Source organism: Paenibacillus spongiae, assembly GCF_024734895.1.
Taxonomy (GTDB): Bacteria; Bacillota; Bacilli; order Paenibacillales; family Paenibacillaceae; genus Paenibacillus_Z; species Paenibacillus_Z spongiae.
In genome coordinates this window covers 5,307,539-5,328,852 of the sequence record NZ_CP091430.1, presented here as the reverse complement: position 1 = coordinate 5,328,852, position 21,314 = coordinate 5,307,539, and the positions used below count along the sequence as shown (strand labels likewise).

General features: G+C 50.7%; 18 protein-coding genes. 13 read left to right on the top strand and 5 right to left on the bottom strand.

All coding sequences use genetic code 11. The features are described 5' to 3' along the window. Positions 1-20: 20 nt before the first annotated feature. The 3 genes from L1F29_RS24160 to L1F29_RS24150 all read left to right on the top strand — a co-directional run bounded on the left by L1F29_RS24160 (position 21) and on the right by L1F29_RS24150 (position 4,719). Complete coding sequence (locus tag L1F29_RS24160) at positions 21-1,034, top strand: ABC transporter substrate-binding protein (protein WP_258384594.1); 1,014 nt, start codon at positions 21-23, stop codon at positions 1,032-1,034. After that, entirely contained in the window at positions 1,031-3,079 is a 2,049-nt protein-coding gene (locus L1F29_RS24155; RefSeq protein WP_258384593.1) for an iron ABC transporter permease, read from the top strand. Before L1F29_RS24160 ends, L1F29_RS24155 begins: the two co-directional genes overlap by 4 nt. 182 nt (positions 3,080-3,261) lie before the next feature. Further along, positions 3,262-4,719, top strand: coding sequence for an ABC transporter substrate-binding protein (locus tag L1F29_RS24150; protein WP_258384592.1), 1,458 nt, complete (start codon positions 3,262-3,264; stop codon positions 4,717-4,719). 164 nt (positions 4,720-4,883) lie between these two features. Here L1F29_RS24150 and L1F29_RS24145 read toward each other — a convergent pair whose 3' ends face one another. Both L1F29_RS24145 and L1F29_RS24140 read right to left on the bottom strand, forming a co-directional pair. Further along, positions 4,884-6,140 (bottom strand): glycoside hydrolase, encoded by a 1,257-nt coding sequence (locus tag L1F29_RS24145; protein ID WP_258384591.1) that lies wholly within the window; start codon positions 6,138-6,140, stop codon positions 4,884-4,886. Positions 6,141-6,188: 48 nt separating this feature from the next. After that, positions 6,189-6,701 (bottom strand): glycoside hydrolase, encoded by a 513-nt coding sequence (locus tag L1F29_RS24140; protein ID WP_258384590.1) that lies wholly within the window; start codon positions 6,699-6,701, stop codon positions 6,189-6,191. A gap of 318 nt (positions 6,702-7,019) precedes the next feature. Here L1F29_RS24140 and L1F29_RS24135 point away from each other — a divergent pair, with 318 nt between their 5' ends. Beyond that, a complete protein-coding gene (locus L1F29_RS24135; protein ID WP_258384589.1) occupies positions 7,020-8,114 on the top strand; it encodes a winged helix DNA-binding domain-containing protein in 1,095 nt (364 codons plus the stop codon). Positions 8,115-8,265: 151 nt separating this feature from the next. On the opposite strand, the gene L1F29_RS24130 is transcribed toward L1F29_RS24135, so the two are convergent. Further along, positions 8,266-9,132: a pentapeptide repeat-containing protein gene (locus L1F29_RS24130; RefSeq protein WP_258389790.1), complete on the bottom strand. Its 867-nt coding sequence runs from the start codon at positions 9,130-9,132 to the stop codon at positions 8,266-8,268. 851 nt (positions 9,133-9,983) lie between these two features. Between L1F29_RS24130 and L1F29_RS24125 the strand changes: the two genes are divergently transcribed. From L1F29_RS24125 to L1F29_RS24110, 4 genes are all read left to right on the top strand, one after another. Then, on the top strand, positions 9,984-10,799 hold the full coding sequence (locus L1F29_RS24125) for a class I SAM-dependent methyltransferase (protein WP_258384588.1): 816 nt from the start codon (positions 9,984-9,986) through the stop codon (positions 10,797-10,799). Between the two features lie 232 nt (positions 10,800-11,031). After that, a complete protein-coding gene (locus L1F29_RS24120) occupies positions 11,032-11,913 on the top strand; it encodes an aminoglycoside 6-adenylyltransferase (RefSeq protein ID WP_258384587.1) in 882 nt (293 codons plus the stop codon). Between the two features lie 10 nt (positions 11,914-11,923). Further along, positions 11,924-12,046, top strand: a complete 123-nt coding sequence (locus tag L1F29_RS24115; protein ID WP_258384586.1) for a hypothetical protein — start codon at positions 11,924-11,926, stop codon at positions 12,044-12,046. Between the two features lie 9 nt (positions 12,047-12,055). Beyond that, on the top strand, positions 12,056-12,556 hold the full coding sequence (locus L1F29_RS24110) for a hypothetical protein (RefSeq protein ID WP_258384585.1): 501 nt from the start codon (positions 12,056-12,058) through the stop codon (positions 12,554-12,556). A 297-nt stretch (positions 12,557-12,853) separates the two neighbouring features. On the opposite strand, the gene L1F29_RS24105 is transcribed toward L1F29_RS24110, so the two are convergent. Beyond that, entirely contained in the window at positions 12,854-14,287 is a 1,434-nt protein-coding gene (locus L1F29_RS24105; protein ID WP_258384584.1) for a beta-propeller fold lactonase family protein, read from the bottom strand. 440 nt (positions 14,288-14,727) lie between these two features. On the opposite strand from L1F29_RS24105, the gene L1F29_RS24100 reads away from it, so the two are divergent. From L1F29_RS24100 to phoU, 5 genes are all read left to right on the top strand, one after another. Continuing rightward, the gene (locus L1F29_RS24100; protein WP_258384583.1) at positions 14,728-15,735 is read left to right on the top strand and encodes an AAA family ATPase; all 1,008 of its coding nucleotides are present in this window, start codon (positions 14,728-14,730) and stop codon (positions 15,733-15,735) included. Between the two features lie 116 nt (positions 15,736-15,851). Then, positions 15,852-17,729: a stalk domain-containing protein gene (locus L1F29_RS24095; RefSeq protein WP_258384582.1), complete on the top strand. Its 1,878-nt coding sequence runs from the start codon at positions 15,852-15,854 to the stop codon at positions 17,727-17,729. Positions 17,730-17,757: 28 nt separating this feature from the next. Beyond that, a complete protein-coding gene (locus L1F29_RS24090) occupies positions 17,758-18,012 on the top strand; it encodes a hypothetical protein (protein WP_258384581.1) in 255 nt (84 codons plus the stop codon). 153 nt (positions 18,013-18,165) lie between these two features. Next, a complete protein-coding gene (gene pstB / locus L1F29_RS24085; protein ID WP_258384580.1) occupies positions 18,166-18,939 on the top strand; it encodes a phosphate ABC transporter ATP-binding protein PstB in 774 nt (257 codons plus the stop codon). Between the two features lie 53 nt (positions 18,940-18,992). Next, on the top strand, positions 18,993-19,652 hold the full coding sequence (gene phoU / locus L1F29_RS24080; protein WP_258389789.1) for a phosphate signaling complex protein PhoU: 660 nt from the start codon (positions 18,993-18,995) through the stop codon (positions 19,650-19,652). Positions 19,653-20,355: 703 nt separating this feature from the next. Here phoU and L1F29_RS24075 read toward each other — a convergent pair. Next, a complete protein-coding gene (locus tag L1F29_RS24075) occupies positions 20,356-21,252 on the bottom strand; it encodes a LysR family transcriptional regulator (RefSeq protein WP_258384579.1) in 897 nt (298 codons plus the stop codon). Positions 21,253-21,314: the final 62 nt, after the last annotated feature.

Below are 21,314 nucleotides of genomic sequence, written 5' to 3'. Positions count from 1 at the left end.
TAACGAGGGGAACCAGAGAAATGAAAAGATCCTTATTCATCGGTATCTTAGCACTGATAATGGTCATTATATCAGGCTGCGGGTCTGCTAATAACGGGAATGCGAATGCCCCGAAGAATGGTGACTCTGCGGGCACGAATACGGCTTCGGGAGAGAAGCCCGCGGAGCAGCCCATCACGATCAAGCATAACAAAGGCGAGACCGTGCTGGATAAGCCGGCCGAGCGGGTTGTCGTGCTTGAATGGCTGTTTACGGAAAGCGTCATTGCGCTTGGCGTTCAGCCCGTAGGTAATGCGGATAATGCTGAATATGCCAAATGGGTTACGCAGGAAGCGGCTTTAGACGCCGATGTTCAGGATGTCGGGCTGCGTTGGGAGCCCAATCTGGAAACGATTGCCGCGTTGAAGCCAGACCTCATTATTTCCAATACTGACAATAACGCCGCCATTTATGACCAACTGAAAGCTATTGCTCCGACGATTGAATTCAATCCTTATCCGAATGAAGGCGACGCCTATACCGGAATGGAAGAGATCTTCAACTCCATCGCACTCGCTATGGGCAAGACGGCTGAAGCTGAGAAAGTCTGGAAGGACTTGGATCAATATTATGAGGAGGCCAAGACGAAGCTTGCCGCTGCAGGCAAGGCGGATCTGAATTATGTCGCTACACAAGCGTTCACGTATCAGAACGCGGTCACACTGCGCATGTTCACCGATACGTCGACCGTATCTCAAACATTAGCTCGGATCGGGCTAAAGAATGATTGGAAATCGGATAAATTCGAGAAGTACGGGTTTACGAATTCGACAATTGAAGCATTGCCTGCAGTAACGGACTCCAGCTTTATCTATATTGTTCAAGCTAACGATAATGTGTTTGGCGAGCCGGTTAAAGATAACAAGGTATGGAACGGGCTGAACTTCGTGAAGGAAAAGCGTACCTATCCGATTGACGGCAGTACGTGGACGTTCGGCGGGCCGCTATCCTCCAAAACGATTGTTGAACGTGTTGTAGCCGCCCTGACAGAATGATGAAGACACCTGCGCATGCATTATGGAGAATTATTGGGGTATACGGGGGCGGCATTGCCGCCCTTATTGTTCTGTTCTTTCTTAGTCTGTGCTTCGGAGAGGCGAAGATATCGCTGCAGACGGTCATGGATGCGCTGCTGCACAGACAAGACTTACCCGGACACAACATTGTCTGGGATATGCGAATGCCAAGAACCGTGCTTGGCTTGTTGGCCGGTGCAGGCTTGGCCGTCGCGGGAGCGCTGCTGCAGACGATAACGAAAAATCCGCTTGCATCTACGGATACGCTCGGCATTAACTCGGGTGCGTACTTCATGGTTGTGCTCGGCACGGCATTCTTCCCGTCGGTTCTCTCGGCTTCGCCGCTTGTATTCGCGGCTCTAGGCGGGGCGTTGGCTGCCATGATTGCCTATATTCTGGGCGGCGGACGAGCGGCAAGTCCCATTCGTCTGGCTCTTGCAGGGATCATAGTATCGCTGGTCATTGAATCATTCACGCGAGCGATTCACATCTTCAAGGCGACAGAAACGCAAAATTTGTTCTTATGGGGCGCCGGCAGCCTGGTGCAGGTCGATTGGAGCGGCGTAAACTACGCGCTGCCGTGGGTAGCCGGCATTGTGTTGCTTGCAATTCTCCTTGGAAGGTCGTTCGATGTTCTCGATTTGGATGAAGCAACGGCCCGTTCGCTAGGCCAGAAGGTCGACGTGACCCGGTTTATAGGGCTTGCGCTGGCTGTGCTCGTAGCAGCTGTTGTGGTGAGCGTTGTCGGGCCGATCGGCTTTGTCGGATTGGTTGCACCGCATCTGATTCGGCTGGTCGGATTACGTAAGCATAGGTGGTTAATTCCAGGTGCCGCGTTGTGGGGCGCGGTACTCCTTACGACGGCGGATGTATTATCCAGAGTTGTCAGGAGCAGCGTGGGGGAAATGCCGATCGGCGCCGTCATGGCTATCATTGGCGCACCCTGGCTTGTCTGGCTCGTCCTGCGGAAGATGAAGGGAATATCCGGTTCCGGTCTACAGATGTCGATGAATGTAGGCGGCCGACCTTCTAAAATAAACTTCGTTCGACTAACGATATTCTCGTTCATTCTGGTTGTCTCTCTCATACTGATCAGCATGACAATGGGAGGAACCGCCATTCCGCTGAAACATCTGCTTGCCAGTCTGTTCGGGTCAGACGGCGGATCGTCCTATTCCGTGCTGTTAAACTTACGTTTGCCACGGACGTTCGTTGCTGCAGGGGCCGGTATCGCACTAGCGGTGAGCGGGGTATTGATTCAAGCTGCGGTGCGGAATCCGCTTGCCGATGCATCGATAATCGGAGTCACCTCTGGAGCGGGCTTTGGTGCTATGCTCATCTTGATTGCGTGGCCCCAGGTACCCGTCAGCGTTATGCCGATCGCGGCAATGATCGGGGGAGCGGCTGCTGCCGCGTGCGTCTTTCTATTTGCTTGGCACAAGAAACTGAATCCTTCCGTGTTGATTTTATTGGGGATCGCGGTATCTGCTTTCGGTTCGGCGGGTATTCAGGCTCTGATCGTCAGAGGCTCATTGTGGGGCAGTTCGGGTTATATATGGCTGACTGGTTCTACGTATGGGCGGACATGGGAACAATTCAAGCTCATTTCCTTATTTCTTCTTGTGCTGCTCCCGATCGCATGGTACCTTGGCCGCCGCTTCGATTTACTGGCATTCGGGGATGAGAGTTCAACAGGGATGGGGTTGGCGGTACGAAACACAAGATTAGCCTCCATGATTGTCGGCGTCCTGCTTGCCGCCGGAGCCGTGTCCGTGGTCGGAACGGTCGGGTTTCTCGGCTTAATCGTGCCCCATGCGGTGCGCATCCTGATCGGACATAATACAAGACAGTCCATCATTCTGTCGAGCCTGTTCGGGGCTTTGCTGCTGGTGCTGACGGATGCTATCGGACGCACGGTGCTCGCGCCGATTGAAATTCCTTCAGGCATGCTGATCACCTTGATCGGGGCTCCGTATTTCTTATTTCTGATGGTTCGGACGTTCAAGCGCAAAGTGTCTTCATAGATGGATCGGAAACCGATTGCTGCTGCAGTCGGTTTTTTGCTGTGGATAGCTAATGATTCGGCAGCCCCGACACGATGAGAAATTATCTTAAAAAATATCTAAAATTTGGGTTTAGTAGGATTGATGTGCTAGAATAATAGAATTGGAAAATATTACTTAGAATTGGAAATGGAGTGGGTGGTTTGAAAGGCTTTAGCTTCAAACGCATGGCAATGATGGGTGCGTTGACACTGTCGGTTGTATTGTCGGGCTGCAGTTTCTCAGGCGGCGGTTCACAGAACGAAGAGACAACATTGCCGCTAAAGGTGATGTATTACGATGAAAGGTCATTTTATAGCCAGCTGGGCATGGTCTATTCCGCGCTCCATCCCGAAGTGGATATTACAGTCGTCAGTCAGCAGCAAACGGGTGCTTATGATCCGCAGAAAGACTGGAAGGCCGAATTCGATAAATTCATTGAGGAGCAGCAGCCGGATGTGCTCATGCTTTCAACGGAGCAATTGACCAAATATGCGGAGGACGGCAAGCTGCTTGAACTGGATCTGTTAACGGAAAATAAAGACTATAACAAGGAAACGCTAATTCCCGGCCTCCTCGACTATATGAAGGAGATTGGCGGAGGGAAAATATACGGTCTTCCGTCAAGCTTCTACAGTCAGGCCATTTTCTATAATAAAGATTTGTTTGATAAATATAGCATACCTCTTCCAGAGGATCGGATGAGCTGGGACAAGCTGTTTGAATTGGCGCAGCGGTTCCCGACTGACGGGGGAAAGGATAATCGGGTCTATGGGCTCAGCCTTGGCTATAATGGCGAGCTTTTTCAATTGGGTACCATGATCGGTGCTTCTCAGAACCTGAGCATGGTTAACGCATCGAGCAAGCAGGTCACGATAAATACGTCCGCATGGAAAAATGTTTTTCAGAATGCCATGAAGGGATTGAAATCCGGAGCTCTTCACACCGAGGATCCGAATGGCATGAGCGGCTCGAATCAATCTTATGAGGATTATCTCTTGCGCGATCCTTTCATATCCGGGAAAGTAGCAATGAAGCTCGAAAGCGCCTATTTTATGGATCAATTAAAGGAAGCGCAGACGAGAGTGAAGGACAAGGCCATCCAGAACTGGGATATCGTCACCGTTCCTGTCAATCCGGAAATTCCGGATACGAGCCCGAATATGTCGTTCAACCAAATATTTGCCATTAACGCAAAATCGGTCAATGCCGAAGCGGCCAAAGATTTTATCAGCTATGTGACAAGCGAGGAATATGCGAGAGTCGTTTCGAAAGTTCAAAATGGCGGTTTTCCGGTCCGAACGAATTATATTAAAGACGATGAAAATCACAATATGCAAGCTTTCTACAGTCTAAAACCGGCGGAATCCTCCCTCTATAAAGATTACGAGAAGCTGCCGCAAGACTTCTTCATGCAGTTTATGAGTATTGCCCAGGAAGAGCTTAAGAGCGCATTCGATGATAAGAAGTCGCTTGATGAGGCGCTTGCGCTGCTGCAGACCCGAGGTCAGCAAGTCATGGATCAAGAGCAGGCCAAAGAAAAGAATAAGCCGAAAGAGGCTTCATCGTCATCGTCATCCTCAACCTCGGCGACGACAACTACAACAACGAGCGCAAAGTAGAGGGAATTAGTTAGAAGGAATACGAGAGCAACAGGCTGCCGATCGAATCGGCAGCCTATTTGGCTTAGAAGCGCGCACCACAGCCGTGATTGCTCCTATAGGTAATTGCTATGGTTTAGGTCCGGCTCTTTGAGCGGATCCCGTCTCTCTCGTACGAATTGAATTTATGGCGCGTAGTTTATGACCATTTTGGAAACCTGCTTCTCCCATGAATCCGATCCGGACAGCTCTACCTTCAGGTATTGTGTACCGGCGGGCAATGCGCTTAGAGGCATATATGTTTTCCTGTACCATTGGCCTAAGGTATAGACACCCGGTGTACTGACATGGATGACCTGCGTCCAGTTCACATTGTCAGGAGACGTGTAGAACGCGACACCATCCCAAACACTGGCATGATATAAGGTCGCCGTAAAGTTGGTCATATTCTGGAGGTTATAAACAAAGCTTCCTGTTGTTCCGGTTGTCCGTTTGACCCGCGAGCTGTCGTTATTGAAGTATAAGAAGCTGTTGGATGAATCGAAAGCCAGGTTGTCCGTATGCGAGCTTGTTTTGGACCAATTGTTCAGATCGTCTGTTAACGTTTGCCCGACAGGGTCGGCCGCAGAACCATTCTCCCCGATAAAGGTCACAACGCTCTTAGGCGCAATAACCGTCTTGAACTTGCCGCCGGTGAGCGGGATATTCGGTCCTAACGCCATATTCAGGTCGCTGTTGGTAATGTAGGGAGTTAGTTTCCCGGCTGTAAATCCGCTTGGCAGGAAATTAACTTCTGCCGTAGTATCGCTGTCATTGACTGCAACAATCGTGAATTTCCCTGTAGTCGGGTCTTTATACGCCGAAGTATATACACCTGATTGAGGATTGTCGGCAGCGCCTATTCGGACATAGCCAGGTTTAATAAACTTGCTGAAGCTGCCGAATGCGTAATATCTCTTCGTCAATTGAAAGGTATTCGTGTCTTTGTATACGTTGATCAATCCTTCATCGTTACTGCCTGGAATCGCTCCCGTCCAGTACAGCCAGGCATTGACGTTGGCCTTCGTCATGAAATCATGAATTTGTCTGGCGAATTTCAGCCCGGATGTCATTCCCGGATCGTAGGAATCCACCTTCGATACTTCGGTCATCCATACTTTTTTTCCTTTGGAGGCCGCCGTGGCGAATGGAGCAGTCGGCAGCTCGGCATTCACGACCGGAACGGGATAGTTATGACCGGCAACGATATCGATCCGTTCTGCCGAAGCCGGGTCATTGAGCGCATCCTTCACCAGATCCTCCGACCACCACGATGACTCGCCGGCTATGACTTTCGTATCTTGTACGCCTTGGTCAATCATGGCCTGCTTCAAATAGTCTCTCAGAAATACTTGGATGTTCGTCGAATTCCATTCGCTGGAATTCCAGGGGAGGAAGGTCATGGAGTTGGGTTCGTTCGTTAAGGAAACCGCGTAAAGGTCGATTCCGAACTACAGATCGTATTCCTTAATAAACGTAGACATGAGGTTTGCAAAATCACCGTAATTTTCGGACTTGAGGAATCCGCCATTGGTTGTGGAGCTGTTCGTTTTCATCCAGGCCGGGGGGCTCCAGCTGGTCGCGATAATCTTGTCAACGCCTCTGGCTTTGGCTTGCTGCATGACCCACACCTGGTCAGGTCTGGCATTAAAATCGTACGTCCCGGGCGCTGGATTAAAATCCGGGAAAATCTCGCCTCTAAGAATAGATGCTCCAATGCCTGTTTCTTGCGTGAACAGCAGGTCCATGACTTGGCTTCGTACAGGCTCCGATAAATCATAAATCGCATCTGACCAGGCTGCTTGCGATACCCCAAACCCATCAATCTCTTGTTTCATGTCGTTCCAGTTTACAGTGACATCCGATGCCGCATTGGCCGTAAGAGGCAGCGAAACCACCGTCATCAGCATTACGCTCAACGCGACACTAACACTTACCAGCCTTTTCCACATGGTTCGAATCATACAAAACCACCTTCCATAGGATGTCGGGACTTTGGCATGTTCACCGTGTTAACTGACAGAAAGTATGGATTTACCCGCGATACCGCGGCCTGAGGAAAGATGCAGATCACTCCCTTCAAATGGTAAATATCGTCATTCAGGAGGATTGTAATTGGATTTTGTTTGGGTGTCCATGGATACAGCATCGTAATATCCGTCCATTCGTTGTTTTTCTATGGATTTGATATCATGTATGGAAGGTCCTCCAAATAAAAGGGGATTAAGGCATATTTGGCGAAGTTAAATCGTTACATGATTACCATCGTTGGGAGGAAGTCCATGGAGGTACAAAGTATTCCATATCGGCGCTTATTCAATCTGCGCATCAATGGCGGGAGGCTTGAAAGCTCTGAACAAGTCGTAAAGCAGCTGGGCGCCATGCAGGCACAGGATTATCATCAAGCTCTCTGGGCTGTCGGCCTGCGGCTGCAGTCATCAACGATCGCGGATGTCGAGCAAGCCATTGCGGACCGCAAAATCGTGCAGACTTGGCCGATGCGCGGTACGATTCATATGGTGCCGCCGGAGGTTGTGAGATGGATGCTGGAGCTCTCGGCTTCGCGTATTCTCGCGCAGGATAAGCGGAGGCAGGAGCAATTGGAGCTCAATCAGGCGATTATGGAACAAGCTGGCCAAATAATCCATGATGCCCTGCAGGGGGACAAGCAGCTATCCCGTCCCCTTCTCATGGAATTGCTGGAGGGTGAAGGGATTAGCACGAAGAATCAGCGGGGCTATCACATTCTCTGGTATCTCGCTCAGACCGGACATATCTGTCAGGGGCCGAGGGAAGGCAAGCAGCAGACCTTCGTATTGCTGGATGAGTGGGTTCCTCCAAGCCGGAAGCTATCCAGGGATGAAGCGTTGGCTGCACTAGCGGAGAGATATTTTACGAGTCACGGCCCTGCAACCGTACATGATTTTGCCTGGTGGGCTGGTCTTACCCTAACGGATGCGAGGCAGGGGATTGAAGCTGTACAATCCAAGCTGGTATCGGAAACCGTGGATAATCAGATATACTGGGAAGCCAATCATGTTCGCACAGAGTTTGCCGATGCTGCATCGGCCGTCTATTTGCTTCCGGGATTCGATGAGCATCTGCTCGGCTATAAGGACAGAAGCGCGGTGCTGCGGACGGAATATTCACAGGCAATCGTCCCGGGGAATAACGGGGTATTCATGCCGACGGTCGTCATCGATGGCCAAGTAGCGGGCAAATGGAAGCGAACCTTGAAGAAGAAAGGGATCGATATCGACATTATGCTATTTACCCCGCAGGAGGACCGGAAAGCGGACATTCTGGAGAGAGCTCGGCAATATTGCGCGTTTATGGGCCTTCCATTGGGGGAAGTAACTTTTCAAGCGATGGAGTAATTTCATCTGTTTGACGAGACTTCAGCCGGCGTTCGGAAGATAAGCAGCCTGCGTAATATCGGCAGGCTGCTGTCGCCACAGGTTCAAGGGCATACGTGCACCGCAAGTAGACACCCTTGAAGGCGGTGCCAATCATTGGCGCATGTATCGCTCATGCTCCGCTGGCGGACCAGTGCGTTGGGCGCGTAAGCGACGATGGAAACTTGGTTCCGGCGTCGCCCTTCGCAGCGTTAAGCTGGGCTTGGGTGAGAAAGATCGAGCCGGTGAGGTCTGCGCCCCTGATGTCGGCATCGCGGAAATCGGCGCCAATGAGATCAGCCGCTCTCATGTCTGCGCCTCTGAGGTCAGCGGCGATCAGGTATGCCCCTCTCAAGTTGGCGCACCGAAGATCGGCTCCTCTGAGCTTGGCCCCGATGAGGTCGGCTCCGCGCCCATAGGATTTCTGGCGTCCGGAAGGCCCCTTCTGCTGCCTGCGCGCTTCGGTCCGAACGAGCTCGCTGGTCCGGAGGAGAAGCGCGTTCACCTCTGACCGGTGTGCCGCGACGTTCAGCTCCATGAGCGCATCGGGACTAAGGTCGGTGAGGCGTTCCGTCTCGTTGAGTGCGATCCGGAGGTCATCGTGGATCGGACGAGCCGGCTGCAGCGTCAGCGCTTCGGTCAAATACCAGAGGAGCTCATGGAGCTGCTGCATGACCGGGAACACTTCAAACATTTGTTTGGCGGTGTCTGGGGCTTGCCGCCAGTCGCGTCCGCCGTATGTGACCTGGGAAAGCTGCTGACCCGCGCCGAAGCAGTCATACACCGTACAGCCCCGGAAGCCCTGCTGCCTGAGGCTGGTGTGAACGCCGCAGCGGAAGTCCGTTTGCAGGCTGGGGCAGGCCTGCCCGGCAGCTTTGTCGGTGGCAAAATCAGAAGAAGCCGCAAAGGGCAGCGCGACACAGCATAGGCCGAAGCAATTCTCGCAATCAGCGCTAAGGCGCTTTCTATCAGGGGAAGATCCTGTATATTCATGATTCATAGACAATCACGTGGCCTCTCTATTTTGTGTGCTCCCTTAGGGGAGGATATAGGATGCTCTATATATTAGTACATGAATGTTTTATTCGTCAATTTTTGTTCGAAACGGTTGGCATTGTAAAAAGCAGCCAACGTGGGCGTTCTGCGTTCCTATATTGTTACTGCAATAGAAGTGAAGGAAAGAACTTCGACTGTGTCTTGTGCGGCACGATCCCTTGCGGACATACAGTCCTCTATTTTGCGTGAAACCCGACTTTTATTAGGTGTTGCGGACCCTGAGTCCGCTATTCTTCGCACATGCGGGGGATAGGGGCCGTTTCGCAGCCAATAAAGGACTGAGGGTCCGCAAGTGCAACAAAAAGGGGCGACAAGGCGAAATAGCGGACTCATGGTCCGTAACAATCGATACGTTCACCAATGCGGGTCGCTGCTGACCATCACATGCAAGTTTGCTGTTCGGCCATGCGAAACTTTCATCCAACTTATATAGAAGTCGGAGCGAGCAGAGCAGGACTGAACAGGCAAAAACCTTGATGATACCGATATTGTTGCACATTCTGCATAAATATCCCCTGCATAGCGGCTAATCCATGATTTCATAACCAGATTGCTGTACAAAGTACAACAACTCGGCTAATAGGGGCCAAATGATGATGTCATGCTGCATATTTTACAACATCAGCATCCATGCGTCTGCATCGATCGCACGATAAAAAAATAGCATGCAAGGAAATCCGGCAACAACTTCTTAAGAACTTCTGCCTGTGCGCATGCTGCGTTTGGCTCAACTTATATAGAAGCAAAATCAGTTCGTGTTATATTGATTAAAATAATCGTCTGGAGGCGACACGCATGAAGGATGAAGTCTATCGGTATAATCACGCTCGTTGGGAAGCGTTAGCACAAGCGAATGCCTTATTCACACGTCCCAAGCTTGATCTGGATAAGGAAACGGCACGGGCTTATTTGAATTTGGACCGGTTCGGCATAACGTCCGACTTAACGGGCCAACATGTTCTATGCTTGGCCAGCGGCGGCGGACAGCAGTCGGCTGCGTTTGCTCTGCTGGGGGCTATTGTCACGGTCTATGATATTTCTCCATCCCAATTAGAACGTGATCAGGCTGCAGCCGACCATTATGGAACGGCAATTCGAATCGTTCAAGGGGATATGCGCGATCTATCATGTTTCGGGGACGATTCATTCGATATCGTGTGGCACCCGTATTCCCTTACCTTCGTACCCGATTCGCGGGTGGTGTTTCATGAAGTGTCCCGCATTATGAAGGAAGGCGGGCTGTATCATCTAATGTGCGCCAATCCGTTCTTCTCCGGATTGACTCACGCGGATTGGAACGGGGAGGGATATACGTTAAAGCAGCCTTACGTAGACGAAGCGACAACATCATATCCCGACCAAGAGTGGGTCTATGACCGGTCGCAATCCGATGAAATACAAGCGCCGAGAGAGTATAGGCAGACGCTGAGCAGAATAATGAACGGTCTGATCCAAGAAGGCTTTCTGCTTGCCTACTTTTCAGAGGTTAAAAGCAACGACCCCGCGCCGGTACCCGGCAGTTGGGGACATTTTGCCGATATAGCGCCGCCTTGGCTTGAATTTATTTGGACCTATAATCCGAATTTCCTTAGAACGTCTATGAACAGGTAGAGAGGGTAGCAGCTAAGGCTGTCGATGATTCGTCTACTATAGGAAGCGATTATTGAACAGCCTGGAGGATAAACATGAGAAAACAACTCCGAAATAAGGTTATTGTCCTATCCATATTCTTAGCCTGCTGCATACCTTTTCTCTTCTTATGGTTGTGGTATTGTCTCATGAATTCGCTGTAACTTCTATAGACGCAGTCCGTCGTTACTTTATCCGAGGGTGAGGAATGCCAATGAGAAACGAACAAGAAATGCTCGATTTGATCCTGAATGCGGCCCGTAGGGATGACCGGATTCGGGCGGTCTACATGAACGGTTCAAGAACCAATTCCAACGCGCCTAGGGATCTGTTCCAGGATTACGATGTTGTTTATGTCGTGACGGAAACGGCCTCATTCATTCAAGATGAGGGATGGGTGAGCGTGTTTGGAGATTTGCTGATAATCCAAGAGCCCGATAAGAACGATCGGCTCATCGGCATCGATCGCGATTTCGACCGGTCATATGCTTATCTGATGCTGTTTACGGACGGTATTCGTATCGATCTTCATATCGAAACGAAGGAATCGATGCTCGTGGGGTATGTGAGCGACAAGCTTACGCGACCGCTGCTGGATAAGGACAACTGTCTGCCGCTCATTCCTGCTCCCGCGGATAAGGACTACTGGGTTAAAGAGCCGACAGAAGCGCATTTCATGAGCTGCTGCAACGAATTTTGGTGGTGTCTGCAAAATGTCGCCAAAGGCATATGGCGCGACGAGCTGCCGTATGCCAAGCAAATGTTCGAACAGCCCGTGAGGGCTGCGCTCGATGAGATGGTATCGTGGTGGATCGGGACGAAGCATGACTTCCGGATTTCGACGGGAAAGATGGGGAAGTACTTCAAGCGATATCTCCCGGAATCGCATTGGAACCAGTATAAAGCAACCTATTCCGACGGCAGCTACGAACACATGTGGAACGCTATATTTGTCGCTTGCGAACTGTTTCGGACACTGGCGAACGACGTTGCCGCGTATGGCGGGTTTACTTATCACGTTCAAGAGGATGTCAATATGACGAACTATCTGAAACAGGTAAGAAGCTTGCCAGCGGATGCGAAGGGAATCTGGTAAGGAGGCGATCATGGCGGATAACCATTTGTTTCTGTTTGGCGGGGGAGCTCCGTTCAATGAGAGCCTGGGTCAAAAGTTCGCGTCGTTATCTTCATCCGTTTCAAGCAAGGTTGCTGTGCTGTTCATGAAATGAGGTGTTGAGATGAGCCAGTTATTTACAGGGAAAATCCATTTTGCATGCATTCCATCTTATGATGAAATGACAGATATTTCTTATTTTTTATTAGAAAAAGCAATTATAAACAGGATCGGCTTAAATCTTAATTATGTCTTAACAGTACATGCATTACATAAATACCCTTTGCGAGATTATTTGAAGGATGGATATATCCCTTTTGAAATCGTAGACGCGCCATGGGTTGCCGAATGCCGAAAAATAATTGAAGGCGTATGGTATGCTGATAAAACTTTTAGAATAGCATGTGTTGATCAATCTCGTCTGCCAAGTATTCAAAATTTTTTTGAGGAAATTATCGGGCATGAAATGATTTCGCATATCATGTTCGAATTGGAAGACCTTCATAATATGCCGGCAGATTTTTATGAATTTGAAATAAAGGCGAATCAATTCTGCCAAATTATAATCAATACACCGAATCACAACAATTCTATGCCAATATTAAGGTTGAAAATCATTAAATAACATACACAATAGATGGGTCTCAGGAAAACATATCTTTCAAGTTTGAAATCCTATGAATAGAATATGCGCTAGAAGGGCTGCCGGCAGGCGGCTCTTTTTCGTTGTATGCCCAGCATGGGCGTCATCTCTTTGGTGAAAGTCAGGAATGGGGGCTGGAGAGGCCTGCCATTAGCCAAGGGCAAAGGGGCCGTCGCATGGTGAGATCTGAGGAAAGCTGGAGGAAAACACAAGGTAGTGAGAGAGGTCGGGGGCTAGCCGCCCCCTCCTACTCGATCAGGAATGCTTATGATGGACGCGTTATTTTTTATCGGCCGGAATGGTAGTCGCGATCGTACGGGATTTCACGTCCACGACGGAGATCGAGAGATCCCGGTTAAGGACATAGGCATCCGTACCATCATGATTGAAGACGATCGCTTGCCGAGGTTCTAAGAACCCGCCGATGGTATCGATCACGCGGTTATCGGAGACGTCGATCACGTCGATGGCATTATCCGTCTTGCTGCTGGCGAAAAGCAGCTGGCCGTCGGGTGAAAGAGCTGCGCCGTAGGGTTCGCGCCCAACCTTTATCTCATCGATGATCTTGCCTTGAGAGATATCCACCACGGATATGCTGTCGCGGCCGCTATTTGCGGCATATAAGATGCCGTTTTCGGTTACGGAGATCCCGCGGATCATGGAAAACCCCGTAATTTCACGGACGATGCTCTTCGTGGCGGCATCCACCACGGATACTTTGTCCCCCTTGAAGTTCGTAACGAATACTGACTGTCCGTCGGGAGACACGACAATCCCCTGCCGCGGCTGGGCGAATCCGGTAATGACCGATATCGGCTTGCGTTTCTCAAGATCGACGATCGTTACGGAGCTGTGCGCCTGGTTGTTCACGTATAGCGTTCGACCATCAGGGCTGACGGCTGTACCGAACGCACCCGGACCGACCACGACTTCATCCTGCAGGGTCAGGTTTTTCGCATTGTAGAAGCGAAGGGTGCCGAGCGTGCTGTCCGATACGACAAATGTTGAGCCGCCGTCAACGAACACGACGTTCCTCGGGGAAACAAAGCCGCCGATCTCCTTGCGCAAAACGCCTTTGGCGAGGTCATAGATACGGATCGATTGTACGCGGCTATCCGATACAACCGCAATCTGCTCATCCGGGCTTACGGCCAGGGAATTGTTGACGATGCTGCCGTCGAAGCTCTCCGTTTCCGTATTTTTTGTTGGCGAAGTCACGGCCCAACCGACGGGAGCTCCCGGGTTCGGATGAGTTAACGTGTTACCGTGAATTTCGGGAAGGACACTGTTCAATACAAATGTTCCATCCGGTTGAATATTGTAGTATTTGCTGTTGGAGGTAATTGCAGGCGATGTATAGCGAAACAAAACAGGTTTGTTAAATTTGCCGATCCGTTCACCGGTGGTCAGATCGGTAACCTTGAAGGCAAAATTCATCAGAACGGTTTCGCCTTCGGGTGCTTTCGCTTGAAAATCATTCAAACTTCCCTCCAAGACTTGAAACTTCACTTTGTTTGTGAACGTCCCTTCTGGAATTACGATCCGTACATGGTCGTATTTGAGCGTAGCCGCTTTTCCCGCGTCAATCGTTTGTTCCGCGACGACGTCAGGAAATCCGGCGGATTGAAAATCCGGAACGGCGGCGAAAGCGGCCGAAGCAAACAGTGAAAGCATCAGAACCGCCAATAAACTTGTCAGGGTAAATCGCTTCATAAAATGATCCTCTCCTTGTAAAGTAAGTTGATGTTATGTGCATCTAAGATAACGAATGGTTTGTCCAAACGGTTCGATGATTTTTATTTTTTATCGATCTTTGACGGTGAAACAATAATTAACGTTGTATGCACATCTATGGAGCAGGGGGCCTCGGTCACCTTCTTTTTTTGTATTTCGCCAGTTCAAAACAGCAGCGAGGCTGTTCGGATGGCAAAATGACCCAGGCCGGGGGACGGGGATGAGCTGTAACCAGCTGTTAGAACTAGCGCGGCGGTTTCCCGCTGGTGGCAGGGAGGTCTAAAGGGGCAACCCGATCTTACAGCTTGTTCATTGTTGCAAAGGTTGACGCCATCCAGCTAAAGGATAATAATGGTAATGGTAGACTTGGCACTCGACTACATAGAGTGCTAAAGCTCTGAAGGGATGTGATTGATTTGTTGAAGACGAAATTAATCTGTATCGAAGGCATTCCCGGCTCGGGAAAGTCTTCGACGGCACAATACATATCACGCAAGCTTGGCGAGCTCGGCTATAAGCACAAATGGTGGTATGAAGAAGAATTGGGGCACCCGGTTTATGTCTATACCGACGCGGCTTCGGCGATGCAGACCGTCACTGATTTGACCGGCGGAAATTATCGCGATGTGATTAGGAGAGCGCTTGAGCGGTGGGAGCGGTTTGCCGAACTGGCCGCTGAGTCGGATGAAATCATTATCGTCGACGGTTGTTTGCTTGGATATTTGACCTGGAGCCTGTTTCCGAATAATGTTCCCGAAGCAGAGATCACGGACTACGTAATGGAAGTTGAACGAATCATCAGGATATTGAACCCGTGTCTGATCTATTTCTATCAAGACGATCTTCGTGCCGCTATGAGCAAAATTATTGCGAGAAGGGGCAGCGGCGCAGAGAAGCATATGCTGGAGCGGGTTTCACAGTCCCAATACGGAATATCCCGCGGATTAGCCGGGTTCGAGGGTATGGTCGCGTATTGGCAGAATTATCGTGTCATCATGGATCGTCTATACGACCTGCTGCAGCTTCCAAAGCTTCGTATTGAGAACCACATGGGAGACTGGCCGGCCTATTATCGTCGGATTCATGCGTTTCTCGGGATCGAAGCAGGAGAAGACGCTTGTGATTCAATGGCAGATCTGGAGAAATACGCGGGAAGTTATTCATACACCGACTCGGCTGGCTGCGATCAAGTCTGTTCGGTTCAATGGGAAGCGGGTAAGCTGATCGTGGATGGGCTGCCGCAGGTATGGACAAGAACGGCACTGCTGCCAAATAAGAATGCTATTGATTTTGATGTGGCTTCATTGCCTTTCAAAATCCGATTTCTACTCAATCCCGTTTACGCTCACATGCAGCTGCACATGACGGGGCCCGCTCTATTAGACGGAAGCGGGGATTGTATGGCTGCACGAATTAACACGGGCTAATTCGGATGATGAATAGGGTGCTAATGACGGGCACGAAACTTGTTCTTTTCATATATAGCAAAAATTGATATTTTAGGAAGAAGAAAGAACATTGCGTTGAGGGAGGTAAAGGATAGGTGAGACGACGAATAGCCGTGGTCATGATCTTGCTGGTCGCTTGTATGTCGGGGGCGAGTTCTCTGTCCGCGGCAGGCGTAAAGATCGTCATTGATGGAAGGGAGCTATTACTGCCGGCCCCGCCAATACAAATCAATGGAGTGACGATGGTCCCGTTTCGCAGCTTGTTTGAGAGCTTAGGGCTCAACGTCGTTTGGGAGGCGAAAGCGAAGCGGATAACGGGTAAATCGGCGGATGTGACGGTGGCAGTGAAGCTGGGAAGCCTGGAAGCGCAGGTTAATGGCAAAGCCGCCAAGCTTCTCGCCGCACCAATTACGCAAGGCAGCCTCACCTATATTCCGCTCCGCTTCGTTAGTGAAGCTCTGTCCCGTGACGTGCGCTGGGACCCGCTTACCGGCGTGATTATGATAGGGGCGAAGAAGGCAGCTGCTGCTCCCGTTTCGAACAGCACGAACCAGCATCCTGCTGCCGGGGAAGGAAAGCAAACCGATCATGTAACCGGGAAGGTGCTGGACCCTGGGGGTTCTCCGGTTGCCGGCGCGATGGTAATCGTCAGCTATGCAGATTTGGAGCTGGAAGGCGCGTTTGAAGGAAAGACCGATTCAGATGGTCGGTATGCGGTGAGCGGGTTTGAATCGGGTGAAGATTTAATCGTTCGTGCCGAGCCTCCGCAAGGCAATACCGTATATTCCGACTCATCGCTGATCTCAATAACGTACGCCGATATGACCCGAGACGTCGAACTTATGCTTCGCAAGGTGGATGTAGAAGGAAGTGTGACCGACGAAGCAGGCAGACCGGTTCCCGATCAGCCCTTATATGTTTTCGAAGGGGAAGAGAAGACACCTAATCTCATGTACAGGACGGATGCGAACGGGAAGTTCCATATTGGCGGCCTGCTGAAAGGGAAGACCTATCGCCTCTCTCTCATTGATGAAGAATTCCGTTATAACTTGAAGCCATCGTATACATTTACCTACCAGGAAGTTGACCCTCAGCCGCAGCTCGTGATGAAACGCACCTATGCGATTGTGCTGGCCGTGGATCAGGATGGCAAGCCGATCAGCAGCGATCCTTATTCGATCCGAATTCGCGATCAGCAGCGACGGGAGCTGGAGTCGGCTGCGTACAGCGTGAAACATCAAGCTCCCATAATTGAGGGGTTCAAAGCCGGAGAGCGGTACGAAGCTCAACTATACTTCGTGGAGAGTAATGCCAAGTATGAGCAGGCCGCTCCGTATTCCTTCACGTTCGATCCGTCCAGCAAGGAACCGATCCGGGTACCGGTCACCTTGAGAGACCCCGTTCAGTTCACCGATTCGATTGTCGATGAAGACGGGAAGCCTGTAGCGAATGCCCGGGTCCGATTTTATGATCAAGTCAGCCAGGAGGAAAAGCTATTTTACAGTGATAGCAGCGGGAAAGTGGATATACGCGGACTTACAGCCGGTAAGGAATATTTTCAAGTTGTCGATCCAGCGTCATGGTTATCTCATGAAGATCAGCCATACGTTTCAGGCAATAGTGCAAAATTTATATACACGGAAGAGGTAACCCGTTTACCGGCACGAACACTGTATCACATACAATTGAAAGTCATGACGGTTAAACAGAACGGAGAACCGGTAACCAATACAACGGTGTTTATCGAGGACAGTCATGGGAACTTGTCTTTTGCAGCGCATGTGGGCGGAGGTTACCATCCTGTCGGAAGATTAACGGAAGGGCAGACCTATACGCTTACGGCTGTCTATCGCATTAACGCAGCAGATGCCAATCCCAAACCCGATTTGACGCTTATTAATCAACAGCCCGATCCTGTCACATTCGTCTATAAACCGGGCATGGAGCCGATCGTGCTGAAGTTCAAGGTATGAGGCTTGCAGTAATGGGAGGAGGTTGGCCATGAGCCAGCCTCCTATTCTAGTATTGAGGAGGATCCAGCTCGTTGATGAGCGAATAGCGTCCGGATGTCGGACAGCAGGATCCGCTTGGCCAATACGATTGCTCGGGCAGAACCGTCTGGCCAGCGGGCAGTACATGGACGGAGAAGTCGCTGTTGTCATGCATCATTACAGCAAATATGACCTGCTGGTATATAAAAAGTCATTCGTTGATATTCCTGCAGCCCACAGCCATATAGGTTTCGAGGATCATTGAAAGAACTGAAAATGATGAGTCATGGGCGGGATTGAAAACAGGAGATTTAACATTCCCTTAACAATTCGCGCGTACGCGTTTAACATACGGCCGTTACGATAACGAGTATGAGATGGAGTCGTACAAAGTCTTTGTTATTGGAGGAGAACGCCCATGCCCGCACAAGTAAAGACGAAATCGTTGATTGAAATTGATAAATTGAATTTATATTACGGCACATTCCACGCGCTCAAGAACGTTTCGATGGAGATTCCGGAGAAAGCGATCACCGCTTTTATCGGACCGTCAGGCTGCGGCAAGTCGACCCTGCTTCGTACGCTCAACCGGATGAATGATATGATACCGGGAACGAGAATCGAAGGGAAAATCGCGATTAGCGGTGCCGACATCTACTCGAAGGACGTCGATGTAGAGACATTGCGGAAGAAGGTAGGCATGGTGTTCCAGCAGCCGAATCCTTTTCCCAAATCCATTTACGATAATATCGCCTATGGACCGCGCCTGCACGGCATTCGGAGCAAGCAGAAGCTGGATGAAATCGTGGAGACAAGCCTGCGGTCTGCCGTACTGTGGGATGAAGTGAAGGATTATTTGAAACGTTCGGCATTAAGCCTGTCCGGCGGTCAGCAGCAGCGGCTCTGCATTGCTCGCGCGATTGCGGTCGAGCCCGACATTCTGTTAATGGACGAAGCAACCTCGGCACTCGACCCGATTTCCACCTTAAAAATCGAGGAGCTGGCGCAGGAGCTGAAGGATCGTTATACGATCGTTATGGTCACGCATAACATGCACCAGGCCGCGCGGGTTTCGAACCAGACGGTGTTCTTCCTGAACGGGGAAGTGGTGGAATACGCGGATACGGAGAAGCTGTTCTCCAACCCGCGCGACCAGCGGACAGAAGATTACATTAGCGGCCGTTTCGGTTAATACAATATATTAATAAGCAGATCATACAACGTTTAGGGGGAAAAGCGATGATGATGACGATGCGTAAGGAATTCGATCAAGGGCTCAGCGAATTGAAGAACCTGATTGTGGAGATGGGCAATCGGGTCGAGAAAGCCATCGCCGATGCCATGCAGGCGCTGCAGCAGCTGGATACGGCTGAGGCGAAACGTATTATCAACGAAGACCGGGAGCTGAACCGGATCGAAGAGAAGATTACCGATATCGGTTCGCGTCTTATCGCAACGCAGCAGCCGGTTGCCAAGGATCTTCGCCGAATTCTGGTTGCGTTCAAAATTGCAAGCGACCTCGAACGGATGGGCGATCTTGCGGTTGACGTGGCTAAGGTCGTGCTCCGTCTGGACGGCCAGACGCTCATCAAACCGCTGATCGATCTGCCGCGCATGGGTGAAATCGTGCAGACGATGACCTATGAATCGATTCAATCGTTCATGCAGGAGAACGTTGATCTCGCGTACAAGATGGCGAAAGACGATGATCTCGTCGATGCCTTGTACAGCCAGATCATCCGCGAGCTGTTCACGGTTATGCTGGAGAACCCGACCACGATTTCGCAAGCGAACCAGCTCAGCTTCGTTGGCCGTTATATCGAACGGTTCGCCGACCATGCGACCAATATCGGCGAAAGCGTCGTTTATCTCGTGACCGGCACGCGCCCGGATTTGAATAGTTAGTTCTGGATCTTGCTGAGTTTGTGGAAACGAACTAGACCAGGTATAGAAACAGGTAACCACAGGAGAAGCATCCTTCTGAGGGTTATCTGTTTTTTATTGCGCCGCGGGATGATCCGGACGGGATCAATCAATTATGGCTCACTGGCTGCTGAGTGGTCAATTTAAACGCCAGTTGGTCGAGGTAACGTCGGAAAAGGGACTTACAGCGTATCGCCACGCGGAAATGAAGCTGCAAGTCCGTTTGTGGGTCTTACAGCCAGAAAAAACGGAGATTGATCGGCCATTTGGTCGAGTTAACGTCGGAAAGGGACTTACAGCGTGTCGCCACGCGGAAATGAAGCTGCAAGTCCGTTTGTGGGTCTTACAGCAGTAAGCAGTAGCGCAAAAGCAAAGTAGAGCGCCCCCTGATTATCCCCAAAGTTTCCATGTGTCCTGGCAGGGCGGCAGTAAATATTAACGGATGAAAAATGTGCCATTATGCCTAACTAGCCAGCTGATAAAACCAACCGCCAAACCAACCGCCAAACCAACCATAAACACAGTCCATCCTTGGGATTTGCCAATTATCGCGGCACCATGCTTGAGGCTGAAAGCGGCGCTATGAGTGCTGTTGCCGCAAAGCAGGCAATTCCTGATTAGTTAGTCTGACGCTGTACGCCAGGAGTCCTACGCCAATTGGCCGGATGAGCCCTTATATCAGCTTCTATTTATAAGCATTCCCCGCTTGCTGCTGAAGCATGCCGACCATTCGGCCGGCGAGCTGAGGGGACCATCCGCTGCTGAGCCACGAGGCATACATCCGGTAGTAGACCGGTGAGCCTGGAAGCGGGATCGAGACGATCCCAGCAGCCGTCTCGCTGACGCAGCGGGAAGGGATAACGGTTAAGCACGATCCCGTCCGCACGGCGGAGATGACATGCTCGATCCGGTCCGTTGTCCATCTGACGGACAGGGTCATCCGCTCGGCAGCTTCCCAGGCGGTGACAGCCTCTTTGAGCGATGAATCCTCCAGCAGGACGAACGGCAATTGTGCCAGCCGATAGGTGGAAAGCGAGGATAAATTAGCGGTGCCTGCGAGCGGATGCACTGCTGGTAAAAGCAGCATCAGCGGATCTTCGACGAGAAGAACGTTATTGCCTGCGGATAAACCGGACGATCGGCTGGTCAAGATCAAGTCGGCGCCTCCTTCCAGGAGCAGCTGATGCAGTCTGTCGTTATCGCCTGTCAGCAGCGAGAGCTGAATATCGGCAAGCTCCGAAGCGGCCGTGAGCCATGATCCCCGGAGGAATGCGGCATTGGCGGTTTCGTTGCAGCCGATAACATATTTATGGAGTCCGTTTCTCTGCAGCTCTTTCATTCGCGCCTCGGCCTCGGCATAGAGACGGTCGATCTGCTCGGCGTAATGATGGAGAAGTCTGCCGGCTTCGGTCAACATGACTTTACCGGTTTTCATTTCAAATAGAGGAGTGCCCCATTCCTCTTCCATCTTGCGCATATGGAAGCTGATCGTAGGCTGCTTGACGCCTAGCTCCTCAGCGACGGCCGTGACTTTCTTGAAGCGTTCCAGCAGGACAATCAACCGTATTTTTAACAAATTCATAATAGAGTCATTCTCCCATTGTTCTTATATAGAGTTTATTTATAATTTTACGACTAACCATA

Bases quoted from the DNA above. Each gene is read 5' to 3' on its own strand.
- L1F29_RS24160 (WP_258384594.1), top strand. From the start codon at position 21: ATGAAAAGATCCTTATTCATCGGTATCTTAGCACTGATAATGGTCATT.
- L1F29_RS24155 (WP_258384593.1), top strand. From the start codon at position 1,031: ATGATGAAGACACCTGCGCATGCATTATGGAGAATTATTGGGGTATAC.
- L1F29_RS24145 (WP_258384591.1), bottom strand. From the start codon at position 6,140: ATGACCTTCCTCCCCTGGAATTCCAGCGAATGGAATTCGACGAACATC.
- L1F29_RS24140 (WP_258384590.1), bottom strand. From the start codon at position 6,701: ATGATTCGAACCATGTGGAAAAGGCTGGTAAGTGTTAGTGTCGCGTTG.
- L1F29_RS24135 (WP_258384589.1), top strand. From the start codon at position 7,020: ATGGAGGTACAAAGTATTCCATATCGGCGCTTATTCAATCTGCGCATC.
- L1F29_RS24130 (WP_258389790.1), bottom strand. From the start codon at position 9,132: ATGAATCATGAATATACAGGATCTTCCCCTGATAGAAAGCGCCTTAGC.
- L1F29_RS24125 (WP_258384588.1), top strand. From the start codon at position 9,984: ATGAAGGATGAAGTCTATCGGTATAATCACGCTCGTTGGGAAGCGTTA.
- L1F29_RS24120 (WP_258384587.1), top strand. From the start codon at position 11,032: ATGAGAAACGAACAAGAAATGCTCGATTTGATCCTGAATGCGGCCCGT.
- L1F29_RS24115 (WP_258384586.1), top strand. From the start codon at position 11,924: ATGGCGGATAACCATTTGTTTCTGTTTGGCGGGGGAGCTCCGTTCAAT.
- L1F29_RS24110 (WP_258384585.1), top strand. From the start codon at position 12,056: ATGAGCCAGTTATTTACAGGGAAAATCCATTTTGCATGCATTCCATCT.
- L1F29_RS24105 (WP_258384584.1), bottom strand. From the start codon at position 14,287: ATGAAGCGATTTACCCTGACAAGTTTATTGGCGGTTCTGATGCTTTCA.
- L1F29_RS24090 (WP_258384581.1), top strand. From the start codon at position 17,758: ATGAGCCAGCCTCCTATTCTAGTATTGAGGAGGATCCAGCTCGTTGAT.
- pstB (WP_258384580.1), top strand. From the start codon at position 18,166: ATGCCCGCACAAGTAAAGACGAAATCGTTGATTGAAATTGATAAATTG.
- phoU (WP_258389789.1), top strand. From the start codon at position 18,993: ATGACGATGCGTAAGGAATTCGATCAAGGGCTCAGCGAATTGAAGAAC.
- L1F29_RS24075 (WP_258384579.1), bottom strand. From the start codon at position 21,252: ATGAATTTGTTAAAAATACGGTTGATTGTCCTGCTGGAACGCTTCAAG.